Source organism: Naumannella cuiyingiana, assembly GCF_013408305.1.
GTDB classification, from domain to species: domain Bacteria; phylum Actinomycetota; class Actinomycetes; order Propionibacteriales; family Propionibacteriaceae; genus Naumannella; species Naumannella cuiyingiana.
In genome coordinates this window covers 2,756,740-2,768,917 of record NZ_JACBZS010000001.1, presented here as the reverse complement: position 1 = coordinate 2,768,917, position 12,178 = coordinate 2,756,740, and the positions used below count along the sequence as shown (strand labels likewise).

Here is a 12,178-nt window from a genome sequence, read left to right as displayed (position 1 = left end):
TCAGAACAGGCCGTCCTGCACGGCGGGCGGCGCGGTCGCGGCGTCCAAGGGGCCGATCCGGCGGCCCTTGAGCGTGGTGAGGTCGGCGACGAAGGTGTGTTGATCATCGCCGTCGAGTCGCGCCAGCGCGGCCGAGCCGATGACCGCGTCGACGCCGAATCCCTGCGTACCGCCGTCGACCCGGCCGGGGAACGGGTGCAGTGCACGGTCGGCGAGCAGTCCCGCCGGGTCGGGATCGGGTTGCCACGACTCGTGGACGACCCCCTCGATGCCGCGCGACGCGAGCAGCTCGCGGGCGGCGCCGATGCGTTCTGTGTGGGCGGCGCGGGTCTGGTCGGGGGTGGCGCCGGCGGCGAGCGCGGCGGCCTTCGCGCTCGGGCGTACCACCTGCCCGAGGTCGGTCTCGGCGCTGACCAGGTCCTCCAGGCGGCGTACCTCCAGACCGTCGGCCACCAGCGCCACGTAGCCCGCGACCAGCGCGCCCTGTTCCGCGACCCGGCGCCAGCGGCGCTCGTCCACGGCCGTGCCGACCTTGTGCAGCCCCGGACCGAAGCTCGCGACATAGAGCCAGTGCGGGCGCATCACCTGCTCGCGCAGCACCGGGTCGACGAACGCGCTGCGGTGCACGATGTGCAGCCAGCGGAACGGGTCGGCGGCCTCGCAGCGCTCGCAGCGATTGCCGCGGACGGCGGGCGCGCGGTCCGGGCAGGGCAGGTCGGTGCCCGCGGCGTCGCGGCGGCCGAGGCACCAGCGCACCTCGTCCAGCATCCGGTACGCCAACCGCGCGCCCGGCAGCGCGAACTCGTGTTGCTTCCCGGCGGCATCGGCCAGTGCGAGGACCGGGCGCTCGCGCAGGCGTACCCCGTGCACGAGCCACTCCCCCGGCGGCGGGACCATGCTCACCGGCGGCGGACGACCACCGTGTCGCAGGCGAGGTCCTGCAACCCGCGGCGGTTGGGGCCGATGATCAGGGCCGGCAGACCCAGGCTGACCAGCGCCGCGCGCAGGAATGCCCGCCAGCCGAGCGGTCGCCGATCGAGCCGCACCACGGCGATCCGGGCCAGCAACTGGCCGAAGCTGCCGCCGAGCAGGAGACTCAGCACGGCGCTCTCCACGAAGAACAGGCCGAGCACCGCGAACCGCTGCCAGCCGTAGCCGTTGATCACCACCGGCCCGAGGATGCCGAAGGCGAGCAGGGTGCAGGCCGCCCAGTCGACGATCAGCGCGGCGATCCGCTGCCACCAGGTGGCAAGAGCACCCGGGCCCTCGGCCGGCAGGCCGAGCTCGGCCCCGGGCCAGTGCCCACCCCTGTCGGTCGCCTGCGTGTTCATCACGATCACCCTACCCATCGCGGCCCGGGCGACCCCGGCTTGTGGTCGGATGCCCACGGAGGGGCGATGACCGAACACGGCAAAGACGAGTCCGACCGCGAGCTGGATGCGCGCGCGTCGGCGCTGTCGGCCCTGTTGCAGACCGAGGACGCGGGCATTCAGAACTCCTCGCAGGCGTCGATGGCGCTGATCGGGATCATCACCGCGTATCTGCCGGTGTCCATCTTCGCGGTCTATCAGCAGGAGTTCACGCCGCTGCTGATCGCCTACCTGCCGTGGCCGGTGGCGTTCTTGATGTTCTACCAGATGATCATGGTCGCCGGGACCTCGCGGCGGGCGCGTTCGGCAGCGCTGATCGAGGAGCGACTGGTGACGATCGGCGGGGTGGACTCGCTGTGGCAGCGCGGCCTGATCGGGTCCCGGGCCCGGAATCCGATCACGAACCTCTACACCATCGTGCAGGAGAAGGGCGACCGCTGGATCTCGCGCTACATCGCCGCGCTGCTGCCGTTCCTCGGGCTGTACGCGCTCGGTATCGTCTACACGTTCTTCATGTGCTTCGAGGCGAGCCGGCTGAATCCTGAGTATCCGCAGCGGTTCTGGGCCGTCATCGTTCCCGTGCTGGGATCGCTGTTGATCTGGACGGTCTTCGCCGACTCGGCGATGAGCTATTTCACTCCACGTTACAAGATCAACATCTGGGTGCCGACCGCGGCGCTCGCCGGTGTCTGGCTGCAGGGTTTCCAGGCCGACAACCGCACCCCGCTGCTGCTGTTGTTCTCGGTGGTCAGCGCCGTGCTGGTGACGATCGCGGCGATCGCGAGGCCGTTCCGGCCGCCCGGCTGGGCGGTGATCGCGCGATCCGGGCTTGCCGGGATCATCGTCGCGACGCTTGCCTATTGGTTGCTCTACGTGCCGTTCCAGGGGCTGCGTACCGACGAGGGGGCGCTGTGGGCGAACCTGTCGATGCATCTCATCGTGCCCGTTGTCCTGATCGCGGCGCTGATCTCGCGCCGATCGCCGCTGCAGCCCATGACGCTGCGCCAGGCGCTGGCGATGATGATCTTCCCGCTCGCCTATGTCGCCGTGCTGTGGGGATCGTGGTACGCCTTCGGCACCGAGATCCCGTATGTCTTCCTCGATCCGGGGCGCTCGCCGCTGCCCGTGTTCGTGCTGACCTGCATGGGCGCCGCGGTCATCTTCGTACTGGCCGGACTGTTCGAGCATCTGGTGCTGGCGATACGCGGCCGCCCCGACGATCCTGACTGACGGCGCGGGGCGTGTAACACGGCTGAAACATCTGTGCAACGCCCGGGAAATCGCCTCTGCCTAGCGTTGGCGGCACTGTCTGCGCCACGATGGCGTACCACTGCTGCGGAGGGCAAATGTTCACAAGTGCGGAAGACCTGCTGGCCTACGTCAAGGACGAGGGGGTCGAGGTCATCGATGTGCGCTTCTGCGACCTGCCGGGCGTGATGCAGCACTTCACGGTGCCGGCTGGTTCGTTCGGCCCGGAGGTGTTCGAGGAGGGGCTGGCCTTCGACGGGTCGTCGGTGCGCGGCTTCCAGAAGATCCACGAGTCGGACATGGCCCTGCTGCCGGACCCGACGACCGCCTACCTCGATCCGTTCCGTGCCGCGAAGACGCTGGTGGTGAACTTCTTCGTGCACGATCCGATCACCAAGGAGCCCTACAGCCGGGACCCGCGCAACATCGCGCGCAAGGCGCAGAGCTACCTGGCGACCACGGGGATCGGCGACACCGCCTTCTTCGCGCCGGAGGCCGAGTTCTACGTCTTCGACGACGTGCGCTTCGAGACGGCGCCGAACAAGAGCTTCGCGTTCATCGACTCGATCGCCGGCGCCTGGAACACCGGGGCGCAGGAGGAGGGCGGCAACCGCGGCTACAAGGTGCGCTACAAGGGCGGCTACTTCCCCGTCGCGCCCTATGATCATTTCGGCGATCTGCGCGACGAGATGGTCAAGCACATGGAGGATGCCGGGCTGGTCGTCGAGCGGGCGCACCACGAGGTCGGCACCGCCGGCCAGGCTGAGATCAACTTCCGGTTCGACGAGCTGCTGACCAGCGCCGACAACGTGATGAAGTTCAAGTACCTGGTGAAGAACACCGCGTGGGCGAACGGCAAGACCGCGACCTTCATGCCGAAGCCGATCTTCGGCGACAACGGCTCCGGTATGCACTGCCACCAGTCGATCTGGAACGACGGGAACCCGCTGTTCTTCGACGAGGCCGGGTACGCCAACCTGTCGGAGACGGCGCGCTACTACATCGGCGGCCTGCTGAAGCACGCCCCGTCGCTGCTGGCCTTCACCAACCCGAGCCTGAACTCCTACCACCGCCTGGTGCCGGGGTTCGAGGCGCCGGTGAAGTTGGCGTACTCCCAGCGCAACCGCTCCGCCTGCATCCGGATCCCGCTGACCGGCCCGAACCCGAAGGCCAAGCGCATCGAGTTCCGCTGCCCGGACCCGTCGGCGAACCCGTACCTGGCGTTCTCGGCGATGCTGCTCGCCGGCATCGACGGGATCCAGAACAAGATCGACCCGGGCGAGCCCGCCGATCGCGACCTGTACGAGCTGGAGGCCGAGGAGGGCATCGCGGTGCCCGAGGTCCCGGCGTCGCTGCCCGCAGTGCTCGACTCCCTCGAGGCAGATCACGACTTCCTGACCGCCGGTGACGTGTTCACCCCGGATCTGATCGAGTCGTGGATCGACCTCAAGCGCGAGGAGGTCGACGGCGCCCGCCTGCGGCCGCACCCGTACGAGTTCGAGCTCTACTACGACATCTGACAGACGTCGTCATCTCGAAAGGGCCTCTGACCTGCATGTTTGCAGGATCGGAGGCCCTTTCAGTTTCGTGGATCGAGGCCACACACCGCACTAGAGTTGCGCCTGTGATCACGGGTGAGCTGAAGAGCAAGATCGACCGCGTCTGGGACGCCTTCTGGTCCGGCGGCATCAGCAACCCGCTCGAGGTCATCGAGCAGATCACCTACCTGCTGTTCATCCGCCGCCTCGACGACCTCCAGACGCTGGCGGAGAAGAAGGCTCTCATCACCAAGACCGGCGTCGTGAATCCGTTGTTCCTTCCGGGCCAGTCGCACCTGCGGTGGAGTGAGTTCAAGAACGCCTCGGCCGAGGTGATGCACCGGACCGTCGCAGACGAGGTCTTCCCGTTCCTGCGGGGCATGGGTGACGGCACCACTTACAGCGAGCACATGAGGGATGCGCGGTTCACGATCCCGACCTCGGCGCTGCTGTCGAAGGTTGTCGACATGCTCGACGAGATCCCGATGGCCGACCGCGACACCAACGGCGATCTGTATGAGTACCTGCTCTCCAAGATCGCCGCGGCCGGCGTCAACGGCCAGTTCCGCACGCCCCGCCACATCATCGAGCTAATGGTGCGGATGACCGCGCCGAAGCCGTCGGACGAGATCTGCGACCCGGCGTGCGGTACTGCCGGCTTCTTGGTGGCGGCGAGCGAGTACGTCCGCGCCACCCACGCAGACGCGCTCCTCGACTCGGCGCAGCGCGAGCACTTCCACGCCTCGATGTTCCACGGCTACGACTTCGACTCCACGATGCTCCGCATCGGCAGCATGAACATGCTGCTACACGGGATCGAGTCTCCCGACATCCGCTATCGCGACTCACTCTCCGAAGGCGCGGCCGGTGATGCCGACAAGTACACGCTGATCCTGGCCAACCCGCCGTTCGCGGGTTCGCTCGACTACGAGTCCACCGCCAAGGACCTGCAGCGCATCGTCAAGACCAAGAAGACCGAGTTGCTCTTCCTTGCGCTCTTCCTCAAGCTGCTCAAGCCCGGCGGTCGGGCCGCTGTCATCGTGCCCGACGGCGTGCTGTTCGGCTCCTCGAAGGCCCACAAGGAATTGCGCCGGATCCTGGTCGAGGACCAGAAGCTCGACGCGGTCGTCAAGCTGCCGTCCGGTGTCTTCCGCCCGTACGCCGGTGTCTCCACCGCGATCCTGTTCTTCACCAAGACCAACTCCGGCGGCACCGATGACGTCTGGTTCTACGACGTCCGCGCCGACGGCTTCTCCTTGGACGACAAGCGCAACCCGGTCGAGGCCAACGATCTTCCCGACGTCCTCAGTCGTTGGTTGAACCTGGCGAAACCCGACTCCGCCGAGCGGGAGCGCGCCCGCACCGAACAGTCCTTCCTGGTCCCCAAGGCCGACATCGTCGCCCAGAGCTACGACCTGTCGTTGAACCGCTACAAGGAGATCGAGTACGACGAGATCGAGCACCGCGCGCCGCTGGAGATCATCAGCGACATCGAGACGCTTGAGGACGAGATCGCCAAGGGCCTCGCCGAGCTGAAGGCGATGCTGTCGTGAAGACGGTCGAGCTTGGCTCGGTCGCCACGATCGACCGCAAAGGAGTGGATCCTGGGACGATCCCACCGGAGACGCTCTATCTCGGCCTCGAGCACATCGAACGCGGCGGTCGTATCACCGGCCGCGACACCGTCGGCAGATCAGAACTCGCAAGCACTAAGTTCGCGTTCACGGAAGACCACGTCCTCTTCGGAAAGTTGCGTCCGAATCTAGGCAAGATCAGTCGCCCCGGATTCGCCGGAGTGTGCAGCACCGACATTCTTCCGATCCGCCCAGGCCCGGATCTCGACCGGAACTACCTCGCCCATTACCTCGCGCAGCCGAGCATGGTCGACTTCGCCGCATCCAGAACATCTGGCGCGAACCTGCCTCGCCTCAGCCCGACAGTGTTGGCGACCTTTCCGATCACCCTCCCACCCCTCGCCGAGCAGCGCCGCATCGCCGCGATCCTCGACCACGCCGACGCCCTCCGTGCTAAGAGCCGTCAGGTCCTCGACCACGTCGATTCCCTCGCCCGGTCGATCTTCCACGACATGTTCGGTGAACGGGCATGGCCGACCGAGAAGCTTGGCGATCGGCTCCTATTCCTTACAAGCGGCTCCCGGGGATGGGCCAAGTTCTACGCGGCCGACGGCGACAAGTTCATCCGGATTCAGAACGTCAGGAGTGGGTACCTTGACCAACGCGACATGGCCTTCGTTTCCGCGCCCGAAACGGCAGAGGCCCGCCGGACCGCGGTTCAGCCGGGCGACGTGCTCTTAAGCATCACCGCCGACCTGGGCAGGACGGCCGTCGTTCCAGATGGGCTCGGTCGAGCTTTCATCAACCAGCACCTGGCAATTCTCCGGGCGCCGTCTGTTGCGCCTCGCTATCTCGCCGACTTCCTGTCGTCGCCAGCAGGTCAACGTGAGATCCTTGGCAAGGACCGGGGCGCAACGAAGGCTGGGCTCAACTTCGACGACGTGCGTTCGGTCACGCTACCGATTCCCCCATTGAAACTCCAGACGGACTATGCCGAGCGCGTCGACCGGATCAACGCCCAGCGCGCCACGGTGCTCGCGGCAATCGAAGCCGGAGAGGGCCTCTTTAACTCCCTCCAGGTCCGCGCCTTTCGCGGCGAACTCTGACCGCCGAACCCATATCGCCCTCGATAACACTTCGCTACCCTGATCTGGTGGACATTCGCGCAGAGCGCCTCGCGGCTGGCATGAGCCAGTCGGAGCTGGCGCGCGCGGCGCAGGTCTCCCAGCCGAACCTGTCGGCGTACGAAAACGGCCGACGCACCCCGAGCCCCGAGGTGCTCGACCGGATCGGCCAGGCGCTGGCCGGTCGACCTTCGGTCCGCGTCGAGCACCATCACGAGGACATCCGGGCGCGGGTCGCGCAGTTCCGCGCGACGCGGCCGCGGCTCGTGGGGTCAGTCGCCCGCGGCGAGGACCATCACGGCTCGGACGTCGACGTGCTCGTCGACTTCACCGATGAAGCCACCTTGCTCGACGAAGTCGGGCTGCGCCTTGCGCTGCGTGACCTTCTCCAGGTGGAGGTGGACGTGATCGCGGACGACTCCTTGCACGGCGCGATGCGCGACCGACTCCTGCGTGAAGCGGTCGCAGTGTGAGCGACCAGACCGACGATGGCCGCACCGCCAAAGTGCTGGAGCAGTTCGGCGGTCAGCCTTGGCGGTTGATCGTCGGGATGCGCAACTTCGCCGTGCACCAGTACGACGACCTCGACCCACGACGTGTCTGGCGTACCGCCACCCCGTTTCCAATGTTCAGGCTGGTCATCTGCGAATGGATGTCGTAAAGGAAATCGAGGCGACTGCATCGAAGATCGAACGGTACGCGCTGGTTGAGGGCGACTTGATCCTCACCGAGGGCGGGGACCCTGACAAGCTCGGCCGAGGGACGGTGTGGCGAGGCGAACTACCCCTGTGCCTCCACCAAGCGAGCAAGCCTGCGCGCTCGTACTTCATGCGCGCAGCCAAGCAGACGACAGGGATCGCCTCCATCAACATGACCCAACTCAAGGCACTGCCCGTGGCCGTACCTCCGAGGGATCTGCAGTCCTTGTACCTGACTCGACTCGACCAGGTGACCGCGCAGCGTACTGCTGAACAGCGCACATCCGCCACGAGCGAAGAGTTCTTCACGTCGCTCCAATCCTGCGCGTTCCGAGGAGTGCTCTGATGACCGCGCCGACCTGGGAGGAGTACATGGCCCCGGCGCTTCGGGTGCTCTGCGACGGCGAAGTACATCGCACACGTGAGGTCGTGGCCGCCGCAGCAGACGATCTCGACCTGAGCCTCGAGCACCGGGCGATCCTCATCCCGTCCGGTCAGGAGCAGTGGGTCAACCGCGGCAACTGGGCACTCTCGTACCTGGCTCGAGCCGGCGCCGTCGAGCGTCCGACTCGCGGTCACTACCGGATCACCGAGATCGGCCGAAACCTGGTGGCGCAACATTCCGACGCGATCACCGAGCGGGATCTGCGTGACGTACCCGGCTACGCGTCGCCTCGGCACGGAGCGAAGCCACTACCCCCACCGGATGCGGCCTGGGCCGTGCCTGAGCCGGTCCTCGATCCGGTCGAGCAGATCGAGACGGGGATCGACCGCATCGAGGCAGAAGTTGCCGCCGACCTACTGAATCGCCTGCATGGCCGGGAACCGGCCTTCTTCGAGCAAGCGGTGCTCGACCTGCTGATGGCGATGGGCTACGGAGGCGCAGAGGGCCGCGCCACCCGCACCCAACTCTCGAACGACGGTGGTATCGATGGCGTGGTCGACCAGGATGCCCTCGGTCTGAGCAGGATCTACGTACAGGCCAAGCGGTACGCACCCGACAACCCCGTTGGCCGCCCGGCAGTCCAAGGCTTCGTCGGCGCACTTCACGGCAACCAGGCCAACCAGGGCGTCTTCATCACCTCCGGGAAGTTCAGCAAAGGAGCCCTTCACTACGCGGACAGTGTCCCGAGCAGGGTGGTCCTCATCGACGGTGACCGACTGGCCCGCCTGATGATCCGCTACGGCGTCGGAGTCCAGGTCAAGCGGACCCTCCACATCGTCGAGATCGATGAGGACTTCTTCGCATGAGCAACTTCGACTTCGTCCGCCAGACGCTGCCGTCGATCCACGACGACTGCGTCCGGGCCGAGTCGTACCTGTCGTCGGATCCTCGCTCGGCCTGTTTCTACAGCCGCCGCGTCGTCGAGGAGGTGGTGGGCTACCTCTACGACGTCTTGTCGCTGCGGACGCCGTACCGCAACGACCTTGCCGCCAAGATCGGCGATGCCGCGTTCAAGGCGAAGGTGCCGCGGGGCATCGGGCAGAAGCTGACCATGATCCGTCGCATCGGAAACACCGCGGTGCACGCGAACCGCCAGATCCGCCCTGACGTGTCGCTCGCGGTCCTGCGCGAGCTGTTCAACGTGGTGGTGTGGACGTCGTACCACCACTCACCCTCCCCTGACGTGGTGCCGCTGCAGGCCCAGTTCGACCCAGCACTCGCCGCCAAGGCAGCGCCGCTGTCGCGCGACGAGGTCGCTCGACTCGCCGCGAAGTTCCGGGAGCAGGATGAGGCCCACGCCCGCGTACTGGCCGAGAAGGACGACCGGCTGGCCCAGCACGAGACCGAGATCGCCGAACTGAAAGGACTGATCGCCGCCGCTCAGGCCGCAGCCGCGCCGGACACCCGCGACTACGACGAGGCCGCCGCCCGCGACCTGTTCATCGACCTCCTGCTGAACGAAGCCGGGTGGGAGCTGACCGACGAGCGTGACCGCGAGTACGAGGTCACGGGCATGCCCAACGCCGACGGCAGGGGCTTCGTCGACTACGTCCTGTGGGGCGCCGACGGCCTGCCCCTGGCCGTGGTGGAGGCCAAGCGCACGTCGAAGTCCCCGGAGGTCGGTCAGCAGCAGGCCAAGCTCTACGCCGACTGTCTGGAGAAGCAGTTCGACCGCCGGCCGGTGATCTTCTACACCAACGGCTACGAGCACCGGATCTGGGACGACGCCGGCGGCTACCCGCCGCGCGAGACCCAGGGTTTCTACACGCGCGACGAGTTGGAGCTCCTCGTCCAGCGCCGCCGAACGAGGCTGCCGCTGTCGAGCGCGCCGGTGAACACCGACATCGTCGGTCGGCCCTACCAGATCCGGGCGGTCAAGGCGGTCAGCGACGCCTTCGACCGCAAGCAGCGTGAGGCGCTCCTGGTGATGGCGACCGGCTCGGGTAAGACCCGCACCACCATCGCGCTCGTCGACCTGCTGCAGAAGGCGAACTGGGTCAAGCGCGTGCTGTTCCTCGCCGACCGCACGGCCCTGGTCAACCAGACCGCCAATGCATTCAAGGAGCACCTTCCTGGCTCGACCACGGTGAACCTCGTGACGGAAAAGGCTGTCGACGGACGCGTCTACGTTTCGACGTACCCGACGATGATGAACCTGATCAACGAGGTCGACAGCGGCCGGCGGCGCTTCGGACCCGGCCACTTCGACCTGATCGTCATCGACGAGGCGCACCGTTCCGTCTACGCCAAGTACGGCGCGATCTTCGACTACTTCGACTCACTGCTCATCGGTCTCACCGCGACGCCCAAGGACGAGGTCGACCACAACACCTATCGGCTGTTCCACCTCGAGGACGGTGTCCCGACCGACAACTACTCCCTCGACGAAGCCGTCGAAGCCGGCTACCTCGTGCCCCCGAAGGGCATCAGTGTCGGCACCCAGTTCCTGCGCTCCGGCATCAAGTACGACGACCTCACCGAAGAGGAGAAGGACCAGTGGGACGCGCTCGATTGGGGTGAGGACGGTCCGCCCGACGAGGTCGGCGCCGAGGAGATCAACCGGTTCCTCTTCAACGAGGACACCGTCGACAAGGTCCTGGAGACCCTGATGGTGCAGGGCTACAAGGTGGCCGGCGGTGATCGACTGGGGAAGACGATCATCTTCGCCAAGAACCAGAAGCACGCGGAGTTCATCGAGAAGCGCTTCAACCTCGCCTACCCCGAACTCGCCGGCCACTTCGCCCGCGTGATCACCCACGGCACGCCGTACGCCCAGTCGTTGATCGACGACTTCTCGATCAAGGACAAGGCGCCGCACATCGCTATCAGCGTCGACATGCTCGACACCGGTATCGACGTGCCCGAGGTCGTCAACCTCGTCTTCTTCAAGATGGTCCGCTCGAAGTCGAAGTTCTGGCAGATGATCGGCCGCGGAACCCGCCTCTGCCCCGATCTCTTCGGCCCCGACGAGGACAAGCAGGACTTCCTGGTCTTCGACTTCTGCGGCAACCTCGAGTACTTCAGCCAGGACCTCCCCGGATCCCAGGGCCAGACCCAGAAGTCACTCTCCCAGCTCCTCTTCGAGGCGCGACTCGGACTTGTCACAGCGCTCGGCGCCGAGGAACCCGATCTTCGCGCCTCCACCGCGAAGACACTGCACGAAGTCGTCGCCGGGATGAACCTGGAGAACTTCGTCGTCCGCCCGCACCGCCGAGCCGTGGAGAAGTACGCATCCGCAGACGCCTGGAACCAGATCGTGCCCGAGGATTTCGAGGCGCTGCTCACGCTCGCCGGACTGCCGTCCTCCATCCGTGACGACGACGAGGACGCCAAACGCTTCGACCTCCTCATCCTGCGTCGCCAGCTCGCCCAGCTCGACGGCGACGCCGTGCTGGCCGAATGGCTGCGCGAGTCCGTCCAACACATCGCCGCCGCGCTGCTCGGCAAGACCACGATCCCGAGCGTCGCCGAGCAGGCCGTGCTGCTGGAGTCGGTGGCCGGCGACGAGTGGTGGATCGATGTCACCCTGCCGATGCTGGAGCTCGCCCGACTCCGGATCCGCGGCCTCGCGCGGTTCATCGAGAAGACGACACGCAACCCGATCTACACCGACTTCCAGGACACGATCGGCGAAGGCGTCGAAATCGTGCTCCCCCGCGTCACCCCCGGCACCAACTTCGAGCGCTTCCGCGCCAAGGCCGGGGCGTACCTCCGCGAGCACCTGGACAACCTCGCCCTCCAGCGCCTCCGCCGCAACAAGCAGCTGACCGCGAACGACCTCACCGAGCTGGAGCAGATGCTTGTCGCCTCCGGCGGCCAGCAGGTCGACATCGTCTGGGCGAATGAGCAAACCGGCGGTCTCGGCATCTTCGTCCGCAGTCTTGTCGGCCTCGACCGCTCGGCCGCGATCGAGGCGTTCGAGTCCTACCTCGACGGCACGAAGTTCTCCGCCGATCAGGTCCGCTTCGTGAACCTGATCATCGACGAGCTGACCAAGAACGGCGTCATGGAGCCGAACCGGCTCTTCGAGTCGCCCTACACCGATCATGCCCCGACGGGCCCCGACCACTTCTTCCCCGACGCGGACGTCGACGTGATCGTCGAGACGTTGAACGGCATCAAGCGCACGGCCGTCCCTGAGGACGTCGCGTGACGTTGCCCACTGGCTCCGAAGGAAGGAC

At 66.5% G+C, this 12,178-nt stretch carries 11 protein-coding genes; 9 read left to right on the top strand and 2 right to left on the bottom strand.

Going from position 1 to position 12,178, the window contains the following annotated elements:
* Both GGQ54_RS12930 and GGQ54_RS12925 read right to left on the bottom strand, forming a co-directional pair.
* Complete coding sequence (locus tag GGQ54_RS12930) at positions 1 to 903, bottom strand: DUF2797 domain-containing protein (protein ID WP_179445759.1); 903 nt, start codon at positions 901 to 903, stop codon at positions 1 to 3.
* Positions 900 to 1,331 (bottom strand): RDD family protein, encoded by a 432-nt coding sequence (locus GGQ54_RS12925; RefSeq protein ID WP_179445758.1) that lies wholly within the window; start codon positions 1,329 to 1,331, stop codon positions 900 to 902. The genes GGQ54_RS12930 and GGQ54_RS12925 overlap by 4 nt, the downstream gene beginning before the upstream one ends.
* 66 nt (positions 1,332 to 1,397) lie before the next feature.
* Between GGQ54_RS12925 and GGQ54_RS12920 the strand changes: the two genes are divergently transcribed.
* The 9 genes from GGQ54_RS12920 to GGQ54_RS12880 all read left to right on the top strand — a co-directional run bounded on the left by GGQ54_RS12920 (position 1,398) and on the right by GGQ54_RS12880 (position 12,150).
* The gene (locus tag GGQ54_RS12920) at positions 1,398 to 2,600 is read left to right on the top strand and encodes a voltage-gated chloride channel family protein (RefSeq protein WP_179445757.1); all 1,203 of its coding nucleotides are present in this window, start codon (positions 1,398 to 1,400) and stop codon (positions 2,598 to 2,600) included.
* Positions 2,601 to 2,716: 116 nt separating this feature from the next.
* The gene (glnA, locus tag GGQ54_RS12915) at positions 2,717 to 4,138 is read left to right on the top strand and encodes a type I glutamate--ammonia ligase (RefSeq protein ID WP_179445756.1); all 1,422 of its coding nucleotides are present in this window, start codon (positions 2,717 to 2,719) and stop codon (positions 4,136 to 4,138) included.
* Positions 4,139 to 4,242: 104 nt separating this feature from the next.
* Positions 4,243 to 5,709 carry an N-6 DNA methylase gene (locus GGQ54_RS12910; protein ID WP_179445755.1) on the top strand — a complete coding sequence of 489 codons (1,467 nt, stop codon included), beginning with the start codon at positions 4,243 to 4,245 and terminating at the stop codon, positions 5,707 to 5,709.
* The gene (locus GGQ54_RS17670; protein ID WP_179445754.1) at positions 5,706 to 6,836 is read left to right on the top strand and encodes a restriction endonuclease subunit S; all 1,131 of its coding nucleotides are present in this window, start codon (positions 5,706 to 5,708) and stop codon (positions 6,834 to 6,836) included. Before GGQ54_RS12910 ends, GGQ54_RS17670 begins: the two co-directional genes overlap by 4 nt.
* A 47-nt stretch (positions 6,837 to 6,883) precedes the next feature.
* Complete coding sequence (locus tag GGQ54_RS12900) at positions 6,884 to 7,327, top strand: helix-turn-helix domain-containing protein (RefSeq protein ID WP_179445753.1); 444 nt, start codon at positions 6,884 to 6,886, stop codon at positions 7,325 to 7,327.
* On the top strand, positions 7,324 to 7,515 hold the full coding sequence (locus GGQ54_RS12895) for a HepT-like ribonuclease domain-containing protein (protein ID WP_179445752.1): 192 nt from the start codon (positions 7,324 to 7,326) through the stop codon (positions 7,513 to 7,515). Before GGQ54_RS12900 ends, GGQ54_RS12895 begins: the two co-directional genes overlap by 4 nt.
* On the top strand, positions 7,503 to 7,898 hold the full coding sequence (locus GGQ54_RS12890) for a restriction endonuclease subunit S domain-containing protein (protein WP_179445751.1): 396 nt from the start codon (positions 7,503 to 7,505) through the stop codon (positions 7,896 to 7,898). The genes GGQ54_RS12895 and GGQ54_RS12890 overlap by 13 nt, the downstream gene beginning before the upstream one ends.
* Entirely contained in the window at positions 7,898 to 8,803 is a 906-nt protein-coding gene (locus GGQ54_RS12885; RefSeq protein ID WP_179445750.1) for a restriction endonuclease, read from the top strand. Before GGQ54_RS12890 ends, GGQ54_RS12885 begins: the two co-directional genes overlap by 1 nt.
* Entirely contained in the window at positions 8,800 to 12,150 is a 3,351-nt protein-coding gene (locus GGQ54_RS12880) for a DEAD/DEAH box helicase family protein (RefSeq protein WP_179445749.1), read from the top strand. The genes GGQ54_RS12885 and GGQ54_RS12880 overlap by 4 nt, the downstream gene beginning before the upstream one ends.
* Positions 12,151 to 12,178 lie beyond the last annotated feature (28 nt).

Coding starts and splice junctions, on each gene's coding strand:
- glnA (WP_179445756.1), top strand. CDS start 2,717: ATGTTCACAAGTGCGGAAGACCTGCTGGCCTACGTCAAGGACGAGGGG.
- GGQ54_RS12890 (WP_179445751.1), top strand. CDS start 7,503: ATGGATGTCGTAAAGGAAATCGAGGCGACTGCATCGAAGATCGAACGG.
- GGQ54_RS12920 (WP_179445757.1), top strand. CDS start 1,398: ATGACCGAACACGGCAAAGACGAGTCCGACCGCGAGCTGGATGCGCGC.
- GGQ54_RS12885 (WP_179445750.1), top strand. CDS start 7,898: ATGACCGCGCCGACCTGGGAGGAGTACATGGCCCCGGCGCTTCGGGTG.
- GGQ54_RS12880 (WP_179445749.1), top strand. CDS start 8,800: ATGAGCAACTTCGACTTCGTCCGCCAGACGCTGCCGTCGATCCACGAC.
- GGQ54_RS12925 (WP_179445758.1), bottom strand. CDS start 1,331: ATGAACACGCAGGCGACCGACAGGGGTGGGCACTGGCCCGGGGCCGAG.